This window comes from Streptomyces sp. NPDC003023 (assembly GCF_042888225.1).
Taxonomy (GTDB): Bacteria; Actinomycetota; Actinomycetes; order Streptomycetales; family Streptomycetaceae; genus Streptomyces.
In genome coordinates, this window is record NZ_JBIAPL010000006.1 from 457757 (window position 1) to 479347 (window position 21591).

14 protein-coding genes are annotated in these 21591 nt (G+C 70.4%); 5 read left to right on the forward strand and 9 right to left on the reverse strand.

Annotated features, from left to right (window positions below):
- Positions 1-6: 6 nt before the first annotated feature.
- Positions 7-966, forward strand: a complete 960-nt coding sequence (locus tag ACFYV1_RS22345; RefSeq protein ID WP_389397267.1) for a serine/threonine-protein kinase — start codon at positions 7-9, stop codon at positions 964-966.
- 488 nt (positions 967-1454) lie between these two features.
- On the opposite strand, the gene ACFYV1_RS22350 is transcribed toward ACFYV1_RS22345, so the two are convergent.
- Positions 1455-6389, reverse strand: coding sequence for an NAD-glutamate dehydrogenase (locus ACFYV1_RS22350; RefSeq protein WP_389397268.1), 4935 nt, complete (start codon positions 6387-6389; stop codon positions 1455-1457).
- A gap of 371 nt (positions 6390-6760) precedes the next feature.
- Between ACFYV1_RS22350 and ACFYV1_RS22355 the strand changes: the two genes are divergently transcribed.
- The gene (locus ACFYV1_RS22355; protein ID WP_389397269.1) at positions 6761-7327 is read left to right on the forward strand and encodes a DJ-1/PfpI family protein; all 567 of its coding nucleotides are present in this window, start codon (positions 6761-6763) and stop codon (positions 7325-7327) included.
- An 88-nt stretch (positions 7328-7415) separates the two neighbouring features.
- Here ACFYV1_RS22355 and ACFYV1_RS22360 read toward each other — a convergent pair whose 3' ends face one another.
- Entirely contained in the window at positions 7416-8102 is a 687-nt protein-coding gene (locus tag ACFYV1_RS22360) for an HAD family hydrolase (protein WP_389397270.1), read from the reverse strand.
- 43 nt (positions 8103-8145) lie between these two features.
- Entirely contained in the window at positions 8146-8652 is a 507-nt protein-coding gene (locus ACFYV1_RS22365) for a DUF6912 family protein (RefSeq protein ID WP_389397271.1), read from the reverse strand.
- Positions 8653-8929: 277 nt separating this feature from the next.
- On the opposite strand from ACFYV1_RS22365, the gene ACFYV1_RS22370 reads away from it, so the two are divergent.
- Positions 8930-9361 (forward strand): Rv3235 family protein, encoded by a 432-nt coding sequence (locus tag ACFYV1_RS22370; RefSeq protein WP_389397272.1) that lies wholly within the window; start codon positions 8930-8932, stop codon positions 9359-9361.
- Positions 9362-9902: 541 nt separating this feature from the next.
- Here the strand turns inward: ACFYV1_RS22370 and secA are convergent.
- Positions 9903-12719: a preprotein translocase subunit SecA gene (secA, locus tag ACFYV1_RS22375; protein ID WP_389397273.1), complete on the reverse strand. Its 2817-nt coding sequence runs from the start codon at positions 12717-12719 to the stop codon at positions 9903-9905.
- Positions 12720-12958: 239 nt separating this feature from the next.
- On the opposite strand from secA, the gene ACFYV1_RS22380 reads away from it, so the two are divergent.
- Together ACFYV1_RS22380 and ACFYV1_RS22385 are read left to right on the forward strand one after the other, a co-directional pair.
- Entirely contained in the window at positions 12959-13534 is a 576-nt protein-coding gene (locus ACFYV1_RS22380) for a GNAT family N-acetyltransferase (protein WP_389397274.1), read from the forward strand.
- An 88-nt stretch (positions 13535-13622) separates the two neighbouring features.
- Positions 13623-14783: a winged helix-turn-helix domain-containing protein gene (locus ACFYV1_RS22385; protein ID WP_389397275.1), complete on the forward strand. Its 1161-nt coding sequence runs from the start codon at positions 13623-13625 to the stop codon at positions 14781-14783.
- Positions 14784-14888: 105 nt separating this feature from the next.
- Here the strand turns inward: ACFYV1_RS22385 and ACFYV1_RS22390 are convergent, their stop codons facing one another.
- The 5 genes from ACFYV1_RS22390 to mtrB form a co-directional block, all read right to left on the reverse strand.
- Entirely contained in the window at positions 14889-15653 is a 765-nt protein-coding gene (locus ACFYV1_RS22390; protein WP_389397276.1) for a response regulator, read from the reverse strand.
- A gap of 209 nt (positions 15654-15862) precedes the next feature.
- The gene (hpf, locus tag ACFYV1_RS22395; RefSeq protein ID WP_389397277.1) at positions 15863-16555 is read right to left on the reverse strand and encodes a ribosome hibernation-promoting factor, HPF/YfiA family; all 693 of its coding nucleotides are present in this window, start codon (positions 16553-16555) and stop codon (positions 15863-15865) included.
- Positions 16556-16889: 334 nt separating this feature from the next.
- On the reverse strand, positions 16890-17612 hold the full coding sequence (locus tag ACFYV1_RS22400; RefSeq protein ID WP_389397278.1) for a ComF family protein: 723 nt from the start codon (positions 17610-17612) through the stop codon (positions 16890-16892).
- A 135-nt stretch (positions 17613-17747) separates the two neighbouring features.
- Positions 17748-19604: an LpqB family beta-propeller domain-containing protein gene (locus ACFYV1_RS22405; RefSeq protein WP_389397279.1), complete on the reverse strand. Its 1857-nt coding sequence runs from the start codon at positions 19602-19604 to the stop codon at positions 17748-17750.
- On the reverse strand, positions 19594-21591 hold the full coding sequence (mtrB, locus tag ACFYV1_RS22410; protein WP_389397280.1) for an MtrAB system histidine kinase MtrB: 1998 nt from the start codon (positions 21589-21591) through the stop codon (positions 19594-19596). The genes ACFYV1_RS22405 and mtrB overlap by 11 nt, the downstream gene beginning before the upstream one ends.

A 21591-nucleotide genomic window follows, 5' to 3' on the forward strand; every position in this document is an offset into this window, starting at 1 on the left:
GTCGGGATGAACGGTCGAGGGCCACAACCGCTGCGGGACGACGACCCGCGCGAGATCGCCGGGTACCCGCTGCGGGCCCGGATCGGCGAGGGCGGCATGGGAACCGTCTTCCTCACCAGCAGCCACGACGGCGCCCTGCCCGTCGCCCTCAAACTGATCCGCCGCGAGCACGCGCGGAGCGACAACTTCCGCCGGCGCTTCGCCCGCGAGGTCGAGGCGGCGCGGCGGGTGCACGGCCCGCACCTCGCCCAGGTCGTCGACCACGACGCGGAAGCGGACCGGCCGTGGCTCGCCACCCGCTACGTACCGGGGCTGCCGCTCGGTGAAGCGCTGGACGGTCACGGTCCGCTGCCGCCGGCATGCGTCCTCCGGCTGACCGCCGGCGCGGCCCGCGCGCTGGACGCCGTGCACACCGCCGGCCTCATCCACCGCGATGTGAAACCGGGGAACCTGCTGCTGACCGCGCAGGGGCCCTGGCTGCTGGACTTCGGCATCGCGCGCACCGCCGACGGCACATCCGTGCTGACCACCGTCGGCCGCATGGTCGGAACCCCCAAGTACATGTCCCCGGAACACGCGCTGGGCCGACAGCTCACTCCGGCCTCCGACATCTTCACGCTGGGCCTCGTGGCGGCGGAGGCGGCCACCGGGCACCATCCGTACGGCGAGGGCGGCGGGCTCGTCGTCGCGACCCGCATCGCCGGCACCGACCGCGAACCCCCCGACCTGTCCGCGCACCCGCCTGCCCTGCGCCATCTGCTGACCGCCACCCTGGCTGCCCGTCCGGAGGACCGGCCGTCGGCGGCGGAGGTGGCCGAGCTGTGCGGACCGTCCGAATACGCCGGCTGGCTGCCGAAGCGGATCGCGTCGGCCGTCACCGCCGTCGAACGCGCGGCGGCCCGGACCGCGCACCGCCCCCAGGACCCCCGCGCCGGCACCTGGCGTCGCCTCCGCGGCACCCACTGAGCACCGCGAAGTCGCGCTCCGCCGCTGCGACAGGCTCCGCCACGACCGGGGCACGGCCCGGGTCAGCCGTGCCCCGGTAGCGCGGTCGCCGGGGCCCGACCCGAACAGCGCCCGTGGCACGGCCCAGGACACGGGCACGAAGGCAGATTCGGACGGGGGTGCAGGGCACGGCCCCCGACACGGGCGCAGGGGCAGACCCGGACACGAGCGCGCGGGTGCCGCCCCGGACGCGGGCTCGTGGACACACCCGCACGGCGCGTGGACGCACCCGCACCCGCACCAGCACCAGCACCAGCACCAGCGATACGGCACCCGACCGGGCGCAGCCCGAACAGCCTCCGCAGACCCACCCCGAACGCAGGCCGGAGCACGGACCCGTGCCCGAGCGCCGAGGGGTGGGCGCGGGGCGCCCGGCGCGCCGCCCACGACGCGCGCGGACCCGGCCCCGCCTCACGGCGGAACCGGGTCCGGATTGCGCGGCGTGCCCGTCAGCTGTGGGTACGCAGCAGCTGCCTCATCGTCCGCATCGCGACAGACAGGTTCGCCAGGTCGAACGTGTCCGAGCCCTGGATCTCCTCCAGCGTCGACCTCGCCCGTCCCAGGATCGCCGCGTTCTTCTGCTCCCAGGCCTGGAAGCGCTCCTCCGGCGTCGAGGTTCCGTTGCCCACGGACAGCACATCGGCCGTGAGCGCCGCGTGCGCCGCGTACAGGTCCTCGCGGATGGAGGCGCGGGCCATGGACTGCCAGCGGTCAGCCCGCGGCAGTTCGATGATCCGGTCCATCAGCTTGGTGATGGAGAGCCGGTCCGCGAGGTCGTAGTACACCTCGGCGACCGCCAGCGGGTCCTGCCCGTTGCGGTCCGCGATCGCGACGATGTCGAGCGTCGGGAAGGCGGAGGAGAATCCGGCCACCCGCAGCGCGAGGAACTCCGGAACGCCCGCCCCGGTGAGCTCGTCCAGGATGCCCTGGTACCACTCCAGGTCCGCGCCGCGCAGCATCTTCGGCAGCGCCGACCACACCTGCTCGACCCGCTCGGCGAAGAACTCGATCGTCTCCGCGAGCTCCAGCGGCTGCGGCCGGTTGCCCAGCAGCCAGCGCGTACCGCGCTCGACGAGCCGGCGCGAGTGCAGCCGGATCCGGATCTGGACGTCCGCGGCGACCTGGTTGTCGAGCGCCTCGACGGCGTCCCACACGGCGCCGAGCCCGAAGATCTCGCGCGCCGCGGTCTGCGCCCGCACGATCTCCTCGATCGACGCCCCGGTCTCCTCGCGCAGCCGGTGCAGGAAGGTCGAACCACCGGTGTTGACCGTGTCGTTGACCAGCACGGTCGTGATGATCTCGCGCCGCAGCGCGTGGGCGTCGATGGCGTCGCCGAACTTCTCCCGCAGCGGCTTGGGGAAGTAGGCGTGCAGCAGCCGGCGCAGGTACGGGTCGTCCGGCAGGCCGGTCCCGATCAGGTCGTCCGCCACCGTGATCTTGGTGTACGCGAGGAGCACGGCCAGCTCGGGCTGGCTCATGCCCTTGCCGGCGCCCAGCAGTTCACGGATCTGCCGGTCGTTGGGCAGGAACTCCAGCGCCCTGTCGAGGTCCCCGTCCCGGCCGAGCCGGCGCATGAAGCGCTGGTGGGCGTGGAGCAGGGAGGGCGACTGGGCGACGGCGTTGGCGAGCGCCGTGTTCTGCGCGTAGTTGTTGCGCAGCACCAGCGAGCCGACCTCGTCGGTCATCTCGGCGAGCAGCTTGTTGCGCTGCTTGACGGTCATGTCCCCGTCGGTGACGAGACCGTTGAGCAGGATCTTGATGTTGACCTCGTGGTCGGAGGTGTCGACGCCGGCGCTGTTGTCGATGGCGTCGGTGTTGATCTTTCCGCCGTTGCGGTCGAACTCGATGCGTCCCAGCTGCGTGCAGCCCAGGTTGCCGCCCTCGCCCACGACCCGGACCCGCAGGTCCTCGCCGTTGACGCGGATCGCGTCGTTGGCCTTGTCGCCGACGTCGGCGTTCGACTCGGAGGCGGCCTTGACGTAGGTGCCGATGCCGCCGTTCCACAGCAGGTCGACCGGCGCCTGGAGGATCGTCTGCATCAGCTCCGCGGGGGTCGTCTTCGTGACGCCCGCATCGATGCCGAGGGCCTCTCGCATCGCCGCGTTGACCGGGATCGACTTGGCGCTGCGCGGGTGGATGCCGCCACCCTGGGACAGCAGTTCCTTGTTGTAGTCGGCCCAGGAGGAGCGGGGCAGCTCGAAGAGCCGGCGGCGCTCGGCGTAGGAGAGGGCCGCGTCCGGGTTCGGGTCGATGAAGATGTGGCGGTGGTCGAACGCGGCGACGAGCCGGATGTGCTCCGACAGGAGCATGCCGTTGCCGAACACGTCACCGGACATGTCACCGACACCGACGACGGTGAAGTCCTCGGTCTGGGTGTCGTGGCCGAGCTCGCGGAAGTGCCGCTTCACGGACTCCCAGGCACCGCGGGCCGTGATGCCCATGCCCTTGTGGTCGTATCCGGCGGAGCCGCCGGAGGCGAAGGCGTCGCCCAGCCAGAAGTCGTACGCGACCGCGACTTCGTTGGCGATGTCGGAGAAGGACGCGGTGCCCTTGTCCGCGGCGACGACGAGATACGTGTCGTCCTCGTCGTGCCGGACCACCTGGGCCGGCGGTACGACCTCGCCCGCGACCATGTTGTCGGTGATGTCGAGAAGCGCCGAGATGAAGATCTTGTAGCAGGCGATGCCCTCCGCCAGCCACGCGTCACGGTCCACGGACGGGTCCGGCAGCTGCTTGGCGACGAAGCCGCCCTTGGCGCCGACCGGCACGATCACGGTGTTCTTGACCATCTGCGCCTTGACCAGGCCGAGGATCTCCGTACGGAAGTCCTCACGCCGGTCGGACCAGCGCAGACCGCCTCGCGCGACCTTGCCGAAGCGCAGGTGGACGCCCTCGACCCGCGGCGAGTACACCCAGATCTCGAACGCGGGCCGCGGGGCCGGCAGGTCGGGGATGGCCTGCGGGTCGAACTTCATCGACACGTAGCCGTGTGTGGCGCCGCCCGCCGCCTCCTGGAAGAAGTTCGTGCGCAGCGTGGCCTTGATGACCGTGAGGAAGGCACGCAGGATGCGGTCCTCGTCGAGGCTGGCGACCTGGTCGAGCGCGCCGTCGAGCTCCTCGAGCAGCCCGTCGATCAGCTCGGTGCCCGCCCGCTGGCGGTCCGGCGCCATCCGCGCCTCGAAGAGGTTGACCAGCAGCCGGGTGGTGTGGACGTTGTTGCGGAGGGTGTCCTCCATGTAGTCCTGGCTGAAGGTCGAACCGGCCTGGCGCAGGTACTTCGCGTACGCGCGGAGCACCATCGCCTCGCGCCAGTTGAGCCCGGCGCCGAGGACCAGCGAGTTGAAGCCGTCGTTCTCGGCCTCGCCCGTCCAGACGGCGGCGAAGGCGTCCTGGAACCGTTCGCGGGCGTCGTCGGCGAGGTAGTCGCCGTTCGAGCCGTTCTTCGGCATGCGCAGCCCGAAGTCGTAGATCCAGGCGTGGGTGCGGTCGGCACAGCGCAGCTCGTACGGGCGCTCGTCGACGACCTCGCAGCCCAGGCGCTGCAGCACGGGCAGCACCGCCGACAGGGAGACCTGCTCACCGGTCCGGTAGATCTTGAAGCGGCGCTCGCCGGGGCCCGCGCCGACCGGCTCGTACAGGGAGAGCGCGAAGTCCTTCTCGGAGCTGGTGACCTCCTCGAGGCGCACCAGGTCGGCCACCGCGGAACGCGGGGGGTGGTCGGCCTTGTAGCCCTCGGGGAACGCTCCGGCGTAGCGGCGCAGCAGCTCCGCGGCGTGCTCCTCGCCGAACTCGGCGTTCAGCGCCTCGCCGAAACCGTCGGCCCAGGAACGGGCGGCCTCGACCAGCCGGCCCTCGATGCGCTCGGTGTCCGCGTCGGTGAGGTGCGGCAGCTCGGTACCGGCGGGGACGCGTACCACGAAGTGGATACGGGAGAGGATCGACTCGGTGTTCCAGGCGGTGAAGTCGACGCTGGTGCCGCCGAGCTCCTCCTTGAGGATGTCGATCAGCCGCAGCCGCACACCGGTCGTGTAGCGGTCGCGCGGCAGGTAGACGAGCGCGGAGTAGTAGCGCCCGTACTCGTCCTGGCGCAGGTACAGGCGCAGCCTGCGGCGTTCCTGGAGGTACAGGACGCTGGTGACGATCGACCGCAGCTGGTCGGCGGGGGTCTGGAAGAGCTCGTCACGCGGGTACGTCTCGAGGATCTGCAGCAGGTCGCGGCCGTCGTGGCTGTTGGGCGAGAAGCCGGCGCCCTGCAGGACCTCCGCGACCTTGCGGCGGACGACGGGGACGCGGCGCACGGACTCGGTGTACGCGGCGGACGAGAACAGTCCGAGGAAGCGGCGCTCGCCGACGACGTTGCCGTCGGCGTCGAACTTCTTCACACCGACGTAGTCCAGGTAGCTGGGGCGGTGCACGGTGGCGCGGCTGTTGGCCTTCGTCAGCACGAGCAGCTTGTGCTCGCGGGCCTTGGCTCGTGCGTCGGCGGGCAGCCGGCTGAAGGACGGGCTGACCGGGTGCGTCTCGTCCTCGTTGTGCTGGGGGTCGGAGCGCAGGATGCCGAGGCCGGTGCCGGGAACCGCCGCGAGGGCGTCGGAGTCGGTGAGCTCGTACTCCCGGTAGCCGAGGAACGTGAAGTGGTCGGCGGCGAGCCAGCGCAGCAGCTCACGGGCCTCCTCGACGTCCTGGTCGGGCAGGTCGTCGGCGGTGGGCTCGTCCGGCAGACCCTCGGCGATCCGCAGCGCGGCGTCGCGCATCTTCTCCCAGTCCTCGACGGCCTCACGGACGTCGGACAGGACACGCAGCAGATCGGCGGTGATCTGCTTCAGGTCGGCGCGGTCGGTCTCGCGGTCCATCTCGACGTGGATCCACGACTCGACCAGGGCGTCGTGCGGAAGGTCCTTGGCGTTCGTGCCGGAGGGCAGCACCTCGATGAGCCTGCCGGTCACGTCGCGCCGGACGACGACCTGCGGGTGGATCACGACGTGGATGCCGCGACCCTGCCGGGACAGCTCGTTGGTGACCGAGTCGACGAGGAAGGGCATGTCGTCGGTGACGACTTCCACGACGGAGTGGCTGCAGGTCCAGCCGTTCTCCTCGACGGTCGGGGTGTGGACCCTGACGTTCGCCGTGCCCTGCGGGCGGTTCTCCGCGAGCCGGTAGTGGGAAAGTGCCGCACCGAAGACGTCGACCGGGTCGCGGCCGGTGAGGTCCTCCGGAGCTGTGTGCAGGTAGTAGCGCTGGAGGTACGTGAGCAGGGTGTCCCGGTCGGGCTGCTTTCCCTGATCTGTCCCAGTCGGAAGGTGCCCCCCGGCCGGGCTGTTCTCAGCTACCCGGGCAGCCCGTGCGAGCAGCTCGGCCTTGGCTTCGTCCAGCTTGGTCTGCATGTCCTCTGGCTCCTGTCGCGCGCCGTTGCGTGACGTAGGTGAAAGATGCGGCGAATCGCTGCGACGCGGGGTGTCCGGTCACAGTCGACGGTATGCCGCGATGAGAGTCGTCCGGGCCGTTGTCGGCCTTTTCTGTCTGGCGGAGACAGTCCGGACGGGAGGGGTCAGCGATCGCCCGGACGCTGTAGCACTCCGGGCGCAGGCCGGGGGCTTCGCTGCCCCCACGGCATATCGCGCTGATCACGCCCCCAGGCTATCCCCCCGCACCCCTGAACCGTCATGAGCCGTATGTGTACAAAAGCGGGGTCCGAAGTTTGACAGTCTGGACAGCGACAAAGGCCCTCTTGGCAACCAATCAACCGGGAGCAGCCATGACCACGAAGATCCTCATCGTCACCGGGGACGCCGCGGAGTCCCTGGAGGTCTTCTATCCGTACCAGCGACTGCTGGAGGAGGGCTACGAGGTACACATCGCGGCCCCCGCACGCAAGAAGCTGCAATTCGTCGTGCACGACTTCGAGCCGGGCTTCGACACGTACACCGAGAAGCCGGGCTACACCTGGCAGGCCGACCTGGCCTTCTCCGAGGTCGACCCCGGATCGTACGCGGCCGTCGTGATCCCCGGTGGTCGAGCGCCGGAGTATCTGCGCAACGATCCGGAGCTCCGCAAGATTCTCAAGGCGTTCTTCGACTCCGACAAGCCCGTGGCCCAGATCTGCCACGGTCCGCTGCTGACGGCGGCCACCGGAGGGCTGGAGGGACGCCGGGTCACCTCCTACCCTGCGCTGGAGCTGGACATGCAGGCGGCCGGGGCGTCGTTCCAGGACGTGGAGGCGGTCGTCGACGGATTGCTGGTCTCCTCACGGGCCTGGCCGGACCATCCGGCCTGGATGCGGGAGTTCCTCAAGGTGCTGCGGGAGACGGCGCCTGTGACGTGACGCAGCACGGATGAAGGCGGGCAGGAGGGCGGTCTGCTCCCCGGGGGCCGTGTCGTGGGCAGGGACGCGGGCCGGGACGTGGGCCGGGTCAGGCGACCAGTTCCTCCGCCACGGTCACGGCCTCCTCCAGTGAGTCGACCACCGGCACCCCCACGGTTTCCAGGCTGGCCCGGCTGTGGGATCCGCCCGTGTAGAGCACGGCCTTTGCGCCGACATGAGCCGCCGCGACGGCGTCGTCAGCCGCGTCACCGATGACGACGACGCGTTCGGCGGTGACGCCCGTGAGCCCGGTGAGTCCCGCGAGGTGGCGCACCATGTGCTCGGCCTTGCCGGAGGTCGACGCACCGACGCGGCCGTCGACGCGGACGAACCGCTCCTCGATGCCGTGCCGCCGCACGATCGGTATCAGGTGCTCGTGCGGGGCCAGGGAGAGCAGTGACTGGGTCAGCCCCGACAGCTGGCGCCGGGTGAGCAGCTCCGCCGCGCCGGCCGCGAGCGAGCAGGTCTCGGCCCTCGTCCAGTAGTGCCTGTGGAACGCGGCGTCCATCACGAGCCACTCGTCGTCCGTGGGCAGGCGCCCCAGGAGGCGCTCGTAGAAACGGGGGACGGGCACGCAGTACAGCTCGCGGTAGCGCTCGAGCGTTATCTGCTCGAGGCCGAGCTCCGCGAAGGCGGCATTGGTCGCCTCGATGACCGCACCGATGTCGTCGAGGAGTGTGCCGTTCCAGTCCCAGACCAGATGTGCCCGCGTCTCCCGCGTCCCCTGCTTCCCCATGCCGGAAACCGTACAGGCCGGGTACGACAACGTCCGCGGCCGGTCAGCCGACGATGTTCGGGATCTCCTGCACACCGAACCACAGCAGCTCGTGGTCCTCCGCGCCGTCGACGGTGAACTGCGCGTCGTCGTCGCCGTGGTCGGCCGCGCCGAGCGCCGCCACCGCGGCGAGGACGTCGTCCACCGCGTCGTCGGCGTCCACGTGCACGGCCGCCGCCTTGGCCATCGGGACGGCGGCGGCGAGCCGAACCTCGCCGAGCCCGCTCGGGTCGAGACCCCGGTCGGGGTCCGCGACGGCGTCCTGGTCCGGCACGTCGACGGCCACGACGACACGGCGGCGGGCCGCGTCGGGAGCGCCGGCCAGCATCCTCAGGGACGCGGCGGCGGCCCGGCTGAGTGCGGCGTACTCGAGTTCCTCGATGTCGTCGGAGACGTACCACTCGCGCAGGCCGGGGGTGACGGCGAAGGCGGCAAGCGGGCCGGGACCGAGTTCGCCCGCCTTGTGCGCCGCTGCGAGACCGGGAAGGGTCAGGGGGACGTACACGCGCATGACAGGCCGCTTTCCGTAGTCGGTGACGCCATCAGGATACGTGCGGCGTACCCCTTCGGAGTGCGCTCGCCGCCCCGCCCGCCGTCCACCCCGTACACCGCCGCAGGTGCCCGCGCCCCGTGCTCACGGCACTTCCTCACCCTGATAGGTGACATTCACCGCCGGGCCCGTGGGAGTGCGGCCCGCGTTGCGGCACCACCGTGGACGCCATAGAAGTTCCCCCGTCGAAGCTACTTCCCGGTACTCGACCGGGACCAGCGCATCGGGGGCGATCTGCATGGACAGGACCAGGCCCGCAGGCAGGCACGACCAGAGGCGGCCGGCCGCACACGCGGCGGCGGCACTCACCCGCGCACGCGGCAGGCAGCACAAACCGCACTACTGGTTCGCCGACCGCCTGCTGGCGGTGCTGAGCGGCCGGCGTCCCGTGCACTGGATGCTCGGGCACACGATCGGAGAGGCGTACGAGCAGCTGGTCCGCCTCGCACCGGGGGCGCCGCTGCGTCCGGCGGACCGGGTGACACCGGTCGTCCGCCACTGCGGCGAGTTCCACCCGGGGCCGGGAGTGATCGAGGCATTCGCCCGCATCGGCTCTGGCGACCGGGTCAGCGCGATGGCGTTCCGCCTGGAGCAGGGCCCGGACCTGCGCTGGCGGTGCGCGGCGGTGGAACTGGGCGGTGAACGGCGCGAAACGGCGGATGCACGATGAGCCCGGCCTCGAACCGGCTCGTGCGGGCCCTGGCAGGCGCGCAGGGGGCCTCGATGAGCCCCACCGGTACTCTCTGGACCTCCCGGCCCGGGTACGGCCTCCTGAGGGCCCTACCGGGCCGGGGCCACCGACAGGAACCGCGGCGGGGCCCAGTCAGCGGCCCGACACCCGCGGGCCCGGCAAACCGTCTCCGCAGACCGGCGGCGGTGCCGACCGGTTCGGCGACCCGGCACATCCAGGCCGACACCCGTGTCCCGCCACCCGGCTGGGCGGCCCGGCACCTGGGGCCCGGCACCCGTCTCCGCGGCCACGCTCCGGATGGCGTCACGCCTCCTGGGGAAGCGCCCAGGGCCACAGCCGGCGGCTCGCCCGGCGACACCGGATACCAGCAGCCGGCAGTCGGCGACGGGCGGGCGCCCCGGGCCGAGGCCCGGCCTGAATCGACGGAAGGCCCAGGTCGAACCGGACCGCAAGGAGAAACGCGGCCGGGGCCGGACACCTCACGGTGTCCGGCCCCGGCCGTCGGATACGGCGTACCCGGTCACTTCTTGCGGCGGCGCCCCGTCGTCTTCTGCGCCTTGCGGCGCTCCGCCCGCGTCATGCCGTCCGACTCCGACCGCGCCGGGCCGTCGCCGTTGTCGAAGTCGCCCTCGACGACACCGCCCTCGCCGTCCACCGTCGGAGCGGAGAAGTGCAGCCGGTCGGGACGCTGCGGAGCCTCGAGACCCTTCGCGCGGATCTCGGGACGCCCGGCGCCCGCGGGCACGGCATCCTCCTTGGCCAGCGAGGTCTTCTCCGCGGCCTCGACCGGGACCTCCTCGACCTGCTGCTCGACCTGTACCTCCAGGTTGAACAGGTAGCCGACGGACTCCTCCTTGATGCCCTCCATCATGGCGGTGAACATGTCGAAGCCCTCGCGCTGGTACTCGACCAGGGGGTCCTTCTGGGCCATCGCGCGCAGGCCGATGCCCTCCTGGAGGTAGTCCATCTCGTAGAGGTGCTCGCGCCACTTGCGGTCCAGGACCGACAGCACGACGCGCCGCTCGAGCTCACGCATGATGTCCGAGCCGAGCTGCTTCTCGCGCTCGTCGTACTGCGCGTGGATGTCTTCCTTGATCGACTCGCCGATGAACTCGGCGGTGATACCGGCCCGGTCGCCCGCCGCGTCCTCCAGCTCCTCGACCGTGATCTTCACGGGGTAGAGCTGCTTGAACGCGTTCCACAGGCGGTCGAGGTCCCACTCCTCCGCGAAGCCCTCGGCGGTCTCCTGGCGGATGTAGTCGTCGATCGTGTCGTCCATGAAGTGGCGCACCTGCTCGTGCAGGTCCTCGCCCTCCAGGACACGGCGGCGCTCGCCGTAGATGACCTCGCGCTGGCGGTTCAGCACCTCGTCGTACTTCAGGACGTTCTTGCGCGTCTCGAAGTTCTGCTGCTCCACCTGGGACTGCGCCGAGGCGATCGCGCGGGTGACCATCTTGTTCTCGATCGGGACGTCGTCGGGCACGTTCGCCATCGACATCACACGCTCGACCATCTGCGCCTTGAACAGGCGCATCAGGTCGTCACCGAGCGAGAGGTAGAAACGGGACTCGCCGGGGTCGCCCTGACGGCCGCTGCGGCCGCGCAGCTGGTTGTCGATACGGCGGGACTCGTGCCGCTCGGTGCCCAGCACGTAGAGGCCGCCGAGCTCCTTGACCTCGTCGTGTTCGGCCTTCACGGCCGCCTCCGCGCGCTCGAGCGCGGCGGGCAGGGCCGCGGCCCACTCCTCGACGTGCTCGACCGGGTCGAGACCCGCCTGACGCAGCTCCGCCTCGGCGAGATCGTCCGGGTTGCCGCCGAGCTTGATGTCGGTACCACGGCCGGCCATGTTCGTGGCCACCGTGACGGCGCCCTTGCGGCCGGCCTGGGCGACGATGGTCGCCTCCCGGTCGTGCTGCTTGGCGTTGAGCACCTCGTGCTGGACACCGCGCTTGCTGAGCTGCTGCGAGAGGTACTCGGACTTCTCGACCGAGGTGGTGCCGACCAGGATCGGCTGGCCCTTCTCGTGCTTCTCCGCGATGTCGTCGACGACGGCGGCGAACTTGGCGACCTCGGTGCGGTAGATCAGGTCGGACTGGTCCATGCGGACCATCGGCCTGTTCGTCGGGATCGGTACGACGCCGAGCTTGTAGATCTGGTGGAACTCGGCGGCCTCGGTCATCGCCGTACCGGTCATGCCGGACAGCTTGTCGTACAGGCGGAAGAAGTTCTGCAGGGTGATCGTGGCGAGCGTCTGGTTCTCGTCCTTGATGTCCACCCCTTCCTTCGCCTCGATCGCCTGGTGCATGCCCTCGTTGTAGCGGCGACCGGCGAGGATACGGCCGGTGTGCTCGTCGACGATCATGACTTCGCCGTCGATGACGACGTAGTCCTTGTCCTTCTTGAACAGTTCCTTGGCCTTGATGGCGTTGTTCAGGTAGCCCACGAGCGGGGTGTTCACGGACTCGTAGAGGTTGTCGATGCCGAGCCAGTCCTCGACCTTGGCGACACCGGCCTCGTGGATGGCGACGGTGCGCTTCTTCTCGTCGACCTCGTAGTCGCCGGTCTCCTCGATGCCCTTGAGCTGGTTCCCGGCCTCGCCCTTCGTGAGGCGGGTGACCAGCTTGGCGAAGTCGCCGTACCACTTGGTGGCCTGGTCCGCGGGGCCGGAGATGATCAGCGGCGTACGGGCCTCGTCGACGAGGATGGAGTCGACCTCGTCGACACAGGCGAAGTTGTGGCCGCGCTGGACCAGCTCCTCCTGCGACCAGGCCATGTTGTCGCGGAGGTAGTCGAAGCCGAACTCGTTGTTCGTGCCGTACGTGATGTCGCAGTTGTACATCTCGCGGCGCTGGGACGGCGACATGTTGGCCAGGATGCAGCCGACCTCGAGGCCGAGGAACTTGTGGACGCGGCCCATCATCTCGGAGTCGCGCTCGGCCAGGTAGTCGTTCACCGTGATGATGTGGACGCCCTTGCCGGACAACGCGTTCAGATACGCCGGGAGGGTACCGACGAGGGTCTTGCCCTCACCGGTCTTCATCTCGGCGACGTACCCGAGGTGCAGGGCGGCGCCGCCCATGAGCTGGACGTCGTAGTGGCGCTGGCCGAGCACGCGCTTGGCCGCCTCGCGGACGGTCGCGAACGCCTCGGGCATCAGGTCGTCCAGGCTCTCACCGTCTTGGTACCGCTGCTTGTACTCGTCGGTGAGCGCCCGCAACTCGGCGTCGGAGAGGTCGAGGAAGTCCTCTTCGATGGAGTTGACCTGGTCCGCGATGCGGTGCAGTTTGCGCAGGATCTTGCCTTCGCCTGCACGCATGAGCTTGTTGAAGACGGACACTGAGGTTGGTCTCCTTGCCGGTCGGGCCTGGCACTGGGTCTGTGATGGACACTGGCGCGGGCACGGCAGGTGGGCCCCACCGCATCGGCCATCGTAAGCGAGGACCCCGCCGCCTCGGGAGGTCCATGGCCACTGAGGCCTGCTGTCCGCCATCAGGTGAACGCGTGGAACGCACGGAAGGTGCCGGGGAGACGGCAAAAGTGCTCGCACCGGGCCGCCGCGCTGACCAGAATCCTTTCATGGAGCCGATCACCCTCACCACGGAACGCCTGCTGCTGCGGACCTTCACCCCCAAGGACACCGCAGCCGTCCACGAAGCCTGCCAGGATCCCGACATCCAGCGGTGGACGACGGTTCCCTCCCCCTACGAATGGCAGCACGCGGCCGATTTCACCGAGCACATGGTCCCCGACGGCTGGCGCAGCAGCACGATGTGCACGTTCGCCGTGCTGCCGCGCGAGGGCGGGCCGCTGATGGCGTCGGTCGCCGTGACCATGCGCACCTTCTCGGGGACCTGGGAGATCGGCTTCTGGACGGGCAAGGAGCACCGGGGGCGGGGCGTGATGGCGGAGAGTGTCACCGCCGTGTCCCACTGGGCCTTCACAAGGCTGGGCGCCACCCGCGTGGAGTGGCGGGCCGAGGTGGGGAACACCGGTTCCCGGGCCGTCGCCGAGAAGGCCGGATTCCGGATGGAGGGCGAGCTGCGCGCGGCCCTGCTCAACAAGGGCACCCTGCGGGACGTGTGGGTCGGCGGGCTGCTGCCGTCCGACCTCGGCCTTCCGGGCAACCACCCGTATCTGCCGGCCCGCTCCTGACCACCCCTGCCCGGTCTCCTCCGGGCCGCCGGGGCCGCACGGTCCGGGCCCGGCGGCACTGTCAGTGGCTCCCTCTATCGTGCGGGACATGACGACGCCGCAGCCGACCATCGAACTGTCCGCCGACGAGGCCCGCCGCATCGCACTGCGCGCCCAGGGCTTTCTGGGCGCGCCCGACCGGCGCGGCGGGGTCCGGGGCGTACTGCGCCACCTCGGCGCCGTGCAGCTGGACACGATCTCGGTGCTGGCGCGGTCGCACGAGCTGATTCCCTACGCGAGGCTCGGCGCCGTCGGCCGCAGGACCGTCGAGGACGCGTACTGGACGGACGGGCACAGCTTCGAGTACTGGTCGCACGCGGCGTGCATCCTGCCGGTCGAGGAGTGGCCCCACTTCGCCTTCCGGCGCCGCGCGTACCGCGCCCGCCCGCAGTGGCACCACGACCTCCCCGACGGCGCGTACGACACGGTGATCAAGAAGCTGCGCACGGAGGGGCCGCTGACCGCGACCGGTCTGGGCGGGGCGAACAACGGCGGGGAGTGGTGGGACTGGTCCGCCTCGAAGGTCGCCGTCGAACGCGCCCTGATGTACGGCGAGGTGGTGTGCACGGAGCGGCGCAGCTGGAAGCGGGTGTACGACCTCGCGGAGCGGGCGATCCCCGACGCCGTCCTGCACGACGACCTGGACGACACCGAGTGCCGGCGCCGTCTCGTCCGGCTGGCGGGTCAGTCGCTCGGCGTCGGCACCCGGGCGGACATCGCGGACTACCACCGGCTCAAGGGCGAGCAGTTCGACGCCGTGGTCGCGGACTCCGGGCTGGTGCCCGTCTCGGTCGAGGGCTGGGCCAAGCCCGCGTGGGCCGATCCCGCGGCACTCGCGTCGCCGCCGCGTGGCCGGCACCGGACGACCCTGCTGTCACCGTTCGACTCGCTCGTCTGGGAACGTGCGCGCACCGAGCGGATCTTCGGCTTCACCCACCGGTTGGAGGCCTACGTGCCCAAGCCCAAGCGGGTGTACGGCTACTTCGCGATGCCGCTGCTCGCAGGGGGGAAGCTGCTGGGCCGCGTCGACCCGGCACGCGAGGGGAAGACGCTGGTCGCCCGGCAGGTCTCCATGGAAACGCCCAAGGCCGTGGCGCCGATGGCGCAGGCGCTGCGCGAGGCCGCGGAGTGGGTGGGCTGCGACTCGGTCCGTGTCGAGCGGGTCGACCGGCCCGAACTCAAGGCGGACCTGGTCAAGGCACTGGGCTGAGGGCCGGCGACCGGAGTGCCCGCCGGCGGGCACTCCGGTCGCCGGCCCGGCTCGCGGACCTGTACCGGACCTCTGCCGGCGCCCTGTCGGTCCTCTACCGGATCTCTACCGGATCTCGAGGATCTTCTCCCGCATCGCGTAGACCACGGCCTCCATCCTGGAGTGCAGCTGCAGCTTCTCCAGGATGTTGCGCACGTGGTTCTTGACCGTGTTCTCCGAGATGAACAACTCCTTGGCGATGTCACGGTTGTTCATCCCCGTGGCCACGAGCTTGAGTACTTCCAGCTCCCGGTCGGTGAGTCGCGGCGCCGGCACCAGCCTGCGCTCGTCGGTGCGCTGGATCATCGACTTGAACTCGGTGAGCAGTTTCGACGCCATGGACGGGCTGATCTGCGACTGCCCGTCAGCCACGGCACGGATGGCCGTCGCGACCTCGTCCGTGGAGATCTCCTTGAGGAGATAGCCAGTCGCACCGGCCTTGATCGCGTCGTAGAGATCGGCTTCCTCGTCGCTGATCGTCAGCATGATGATCTTCGCGCTGGGGGCGACTTCCTTGATGGAGGTGCACGCCTCGATGCCGCCCCGCTTCGGCATGCGCACATCCATCAGCACGATGTCGGGCAGAAGGTCAGCCGCCTTGTCCACCGCCTCGGCACCATCGCCCGCCTCGCCGACGACCTCGATGCCTTCCTCGTGCGCGAGCACGATCTCCAGCCCTCGCCGGAACAACGCGTGATCGTCCACGACGAGGACCCGGATGGGCTCCTTGCCGGAACCGCACGCGTCCTCGTTGCCGTGCACTTCGCTGTCCGTGTGCGTTTCACCGGGGTGGCCCGCGCTGCCGTGTACCGGACCAAAACCGTCCGCCATCGTTCCTCCCCCTGAAGGCCGTGGCCCGAAGAGCATGTGTGGTTCACCAACGTCAGTGCGGGGCGCACCGGTTGGCTTACGACGTCATGCTTTCATGCCCGGACGTCGGAGCGGTGATCCTGTGGTCGCACGATGGTGCCCCTGGGGGCGCACGAGGCGCTCCAGGGGCACCGAATTCCTGCCGTCGGGGTCGGCCCGGGATTTCGGCGTCAGCCGCCGAGTGCGCCTCCGGCGCCGCCGGCCTCCGACCCGGCCAAGGGATCTGTCTCCAGGTGAATGACGCCGTAGTCGTAGGCGTGTCGGCGGTAGACGACACTGGGCTGCTTCGTCTCGGAGTCGACGAAGAGATAGAAGTCGTGACCGACCAGTTCCATCTCGTAGAGCGCCTGGTCGAGCGTCATCGGGGCTGCCGTGTGCAGCTTCTCGCGCACCACCAGCGGCCCTTCGCCCTGCACCTCGATCGATCCGATCTTGGTGGTGGGTACGGATTCAGCCGCCTCTTCGGTGAGCGGCCTGCCGTTGCCGGCGCTCAGCTCTGCGACGCCCGGAACGGAATCAGCCACATCGGCGGCGGACAGGCGGCCGTTGCCGCGGCGGTTGTGACGCTTGTCGTGCTCCTTGCGAAGCCGTGCCTCCAGCTTGCCGGTTGCGAGGTCCAGCGCTGCGTACGGATCGGCGGCTGCGGCCTCTGCCCGGATCACCGGGCCCCGTGAGCGGAGTGTGATCTCCACACGGTCGGAACGGTCGGCCTGCCGCGGGTTGTGCTCCTTGGACACCTCGACGTCGAGGCTGATCACCTTGCCGTCGAGCTTCTGGATCTTCTCCAGCTTCAGCTTCTCGGCCACGTGCTTGCGGAACCGCTCGGGCACCTCGGTCTTGCGGCCCTTGACGACGATGTCCACGCAGAACTCCGTTCCCGGATTCGCTCCGCCCGCTCACCGGCTGCGGAGCTTCTCCCACTTGCACCAGGCCCCGGTGGTCCCCGGAGCCTCGGACTTGGCGACTTTCACCTCCTCCTCCCCACTCGGCAAGATCTCCACCCACCCCAATTTCGAAGTGTCGCCACCACTCGTTCCCGGCCGGGAAATCCGGCAGCCAATTCGGTGAGGCAGGCGAGTCGCCATTCCTCACAACCGAACATAGCTCTCTCGGACGGGTGTCGGCACCCGCTACCCGGAGGTACCTCCGATCAGGGGTTTTTGCCCTCTCACTACCTGCAACGATGCAAGTTCCCCGTCAGTTCCGGTTTATTTCGAAAGACACCGGTGGAACTGCGACGACCGCCGCCCTCACCCGTACCGGCCGACGGGGATCCGGCACGGCCACGGCACCCAGTGCCCTCGCCGCCTCGACCAGCGTGGCCCCGGTCGTCATGAGGTCGTCCACCAGCACGGCCCTGCCGCCCGCGAGGAGGCGCGCACCACCGTGCCGTACCTCCAGCGCCCCCGCCACGTTGGCGAGCCTCTGGACGGCGGTCAGGCCCGCCTGGTCCGCGACCCGGCGACGCTGCCGCAGCACCGGCAGCACTCGTGCGGCCGTGCCCGCACGCCGGAGTTCGGCAGCGGCCGCCAGCGCGATCCGCCGTGCCGCGTCATGGCCGCGCGCCCGGACGGCACCGGGTGCGGACGGCACCGGCACCAGCAGCAGTTGCCCGCCGGACCCGCCCGAGTCCCCCACGGCAGCCCGCACGGCTCCGGCGAGCGCGGCACCGAGCGGCCCGGCCAGGCCGAGCGCGCCCCGCTCCTTGTGGGCCAGGATCAGGGCCCGGACCGAGTCCGTGTAGGTCGCGGCGGCATGCACTTCCGGAAGCCCGGCCGGCTCCGGCACCGGTCTGGCCCGGCGTGCCGCCCTTCGCAGCATGTGCCCGCACGACTCGCACAGCTGTGTACGAGGCGCGCCGCAGCCACCGCAGGCGACCGGGAGGACCAGGCCGCGGATTTCGCGCCACCACGTCCGCATGGGACCACTGTGGCCGCGCCGTGAACGGCCCGCCACCCCTGTGGAAAACGGTGCCCGCCCGTGCGGGAGCAGCCCGTCCCGCGCTCGCCGCCACGGGGCCACGGTCCGCCCGCGCGACGTGCTCCCGGGGCGGCCCTATCCCGGGTAGACCGGGAACGTGCCGTTCTTGACCAGTGTCTGCCAGTTGGCTCCGGCGGGGAGGCGCACGATGCCGTCCTCCTCCGAGTACGCGACCAGGGGCTGGCTCTCGTCGTCCGACGCGGCGACCGTCTTCACCTGGTTGAGGCCGGGCAGGACGCCCTTGGGCACAGTGGAGCCGTCGGTCTGGATGTAGCGCACCTGCTGCACGCCACCGGCCTCCTTGCCCACGACCACGAGCCGGCTCGGCCCCGCCCACGACACGGCTGTCACGGTCTCCATCTGCGGTGCCGCGGGCCGCAGTTCGGTGACGGTCACGAGCGTGTCGTCGTCGTCACCGTGGCGTTCCACCCGCCCGATCTTCAGCGTCGTGCTGCCGTCCTTCGTCAGCAGCAGTGCGATCCGGGCACCGTCCGCCGACGCCCTCACCGCCTCGATACGCGCTCCGCCGAGGCCCGGAACGATCTTGACTTCCTCCGCGGCCTCCGCGCCGTTCGCGAGACGCTTCAGCGCCGGCCGCTCAGGATCACGGTCGGCCACCCACAGATCTCCACGCCCGTCCCAGCTCGGCGCGGACAGGCGGTTGTCCAGGCCCTTGCCGGAGCTGGTGATCACGGGATCGTCCAGCTCGCCGTCGGAGACGATCGACGCCAGGAACAGACTTGCGAAGTTCTCGGAGACGGCGGCCGCCTTGTGCTCGTCCCTGGCCACGCCGACGGCGCCCACCTTGAGCCGGCCGTCACCGAACGGTCCGGCCACGTTGTGGGGCTCTTCGGCGTCGGCCGCACCGGCCGCCAGCAGCGCCAGCCTCTTCTTGCTGTCGACGAAGTACTGGTTGTCGGGGCGCCCGGTGGCGTGGTCGGGCGCGTACCCCTCCGCCTGACCCGCGCTCAGCACACACAGTTGCGAGCCGTTCGAGCGCAGCAGCTCCACCTGCTCCAGCCTGGCCGACGAGAGGTCCTTGATGGTGAACATGATCTGCGACGCCATCTTCATGCACTGCGCCCGCCCCACATGGGACGCCTTCTCGTCGAGGGGCACCTTGAGCCCGTTGCGGTCGTCGAACGCCAGCGACGTGACGCCGTCCTTCAGCTTCAGCGCGGTGCCGCTGGGGAACCTCGACTCGACGACCGGCTTCAGCCAGTTCGTCGGCCCCTCCAGCAGCGCCTTGACCGCCTGGGTCACCGGGTCCATGCCGGTCACGGGATCCTGCCGCTGCCTTATGTAGACGGGGTCCGCGACCACGACGTCGCGACCGGACGCGAAGTAGTACTTGTTGACCGAGCGGTAGTTGCGCTCGAAGTCGGACGCACCGAGCAGCAGCCCGGCGGGCAGGCTGTCGATACGCCACTGCTTGCCGTCGGGACCGGCCTTCTGCGAGAGGTGGATCGTCCTGCGGTAGTCGCTCGGGGTGACGGGCTGGTAGGCGTGCTGCGAATCCACCGTGGCTATGTGCCTGCCGAGCAGCGGATAGCTCATCCCCGGGGTGTCCCGCGGGCCGGGAACCGGCGTCCCCGGGTCGGGTGCCGACGCCAGCACCGTGGTGCCGGCCTCCGGCTGCCACTTCTTGGACGCCTCGGGCGTCAGGTACGAGCGGGCCGTGTCGAAATTGGTGTCGTCGCTGGTCATCGCTTCGAGGAAACCTGTGACGATCTCGTCCGGGGTCGCGTCCTTCCTCGGCGGTACCGCGTACACCCGCACCTGCGAGTCGGCACGCTGCGACGCCTTCACCGCATGGACGTCACCGGTGTCCGGCATCGAGGCGCATCCGGCCAGCAGCACACTGCTGCAGCCGAGCAGAGCCGTTGTGCGCCGAACGCCCGCCGGCCCGTAACGACGGGTGTCAGCGCCCACGAGTCGTGTCCTCCCGCTCCGATGAAGTCCTTGCTGCCGGGGCTTCGCCCCGCTCGCCCGCCTGCCTTGCCACCACCCGGGAGCCGCTGCCGGGCAGCGCCGTCGGATCGACCTCGGGGGTCGAGGCGCGCGGCGGCAACGGCGACAGGTCCGACGCCGACTGGACGGGCACGGACGTCAGCCGGTGCCCGTTCGCCTCAGGTTTCCCCGACGACCCGGCACGCTCCCGGTTCTGCCGCGAGTCCTCCGGCTCCAGCGGTATCGGCGAACCGCGCAGCGGTTCGTCCGCGGTGCGCGGCAGTGTCAGACGGAACTGCGAGCCACCGCCCGGCTCGCCCCAGGCCTGCAGCCAGCCACCGTGCAGCCGGGCGTCCTCGACGGCGATGGACAGTCCGAGGCCGGTACCGCCGGTGGTCCGGGCACGCGCCGGGTCGGCTCGCCAGAACCGGTTGAAGACGCGGGTCGCCTCGCCGGGCTTGAGCCCTACCCCGTAGTCCCGGACCGCGACGGCGACGGCGCCTCCGGCCACGGCCATACGGACCACGACGTCCTTGCCGTCGCCGTGCTCGACTGCGTTGACCACCAGATTGCGCAGCACCCGCTCGACCCTGCGGGCGTCGGCCTCGGCCACGACCGGCTGCTCGTCGCCCACCACCCGTATCCGGCTGCCCTTGCGCTCGGCCAGCGGCTCGGCACCGCCGATGACGCGCCGCACGACTTCGCGCAGGTCTATCGGCTCGGCCTCGAGCGCCGCCGCGCCGGCGTCGAAGCGACTGATCTCGAGCAGGTCGGAGAGCAGCGACTCGAAACGGTCGAGCTGGTCACCGAGCAGTTCGGCGGAACGCGCCGTCACCGGGTCGAAGTCAACGCGTGCCTCGTGGATGACATCGGCGGCCATCCGCACGGTCGTCAGCGGCGTACGCAGTTCGTGCGAGACATCGGAGACGAACCGGCGCTGCATCCTGGAGAGCTCCTCCAGTTGCTGGATCTTCAGCTGAAGGTTCTGCGCCATCTTGTTGAAGGCCTCGCCGAGCCGCGCGATGTCGTCCTCGCCGGTGACCTTCATCCGTTCCTGGAGCCGGCCCGCCGCAAGCCGCTCGGCGATACCGGCCGCCATCCGCACGGGGGTGACGATCTGCCGCACCACCAGCCAGGCGATCGCACCGAGCAGCACCACGACGAACAGCCCGGCGGTCGCCAGGGTGCCTCTGACCAGGTTGAGCGACTGCTCCTCCTGCGCGAGCGGGAAAAGGTAGTACAGCTCGTACGGATTGCCCTCGATGTCGTTGAGCTGGGTGCCGACCACCAGCCCGGGCTGCGCGTCGAGCACGTTGTCCGTGTACTGGATGCTGAGGTACGTCTCGAACGTCCCCGCACCCTGCCGTACGGCGTCCCTCAGCTCCTGCGGGATGCTCGCGGGGTCCACTCCCCCGGAGGTGCGCGGCGCGCGGCTGGTGCCCGCCCCCTGCGCGTCGGCGCTGAGCGCGACGACGTCGAAGGCGCCCTGGCCGCCGCTGGACAGCTGCACCACGAGATCGGAACGCCAGGTGCGCGCGTTCCCGTCGGCGGCGGAGTCGTCGCGCCCGCCGCCTGGACCGATCGGGGCGTTCGCTTTCTCCCGCGCCACGGCGAATCCGCCGGCCGCCTGACTCTGGGCCGCCTGGCCCTTGGCGTCGAGCAGTCCGTTGCGCACCTGGCCGATGACGACGAAACCGAGCAGCACCACCACTCCGAGCGACATCAGCAGCGTGCTCACGACCACCCGGAGCTGGATGTTCCGCCGCCACAGCCTCGCGGCGGGCAGCAGCGGGCGCCTCACCCAGCGCATGACGAGCCGCGGCACGGGCCCGCCGGGGGCACCGTCCTGGAGCAGCCGTCCGCCGTGTCGCAGACGGCTGAATCGTGAGGAGCCACGCCCCGGCCCGGCAGCCCGCCCCGTACGGACCCCCGGCTGGCCGGGCTTCGGAGCAGCGCTGCCGCCGGCCAT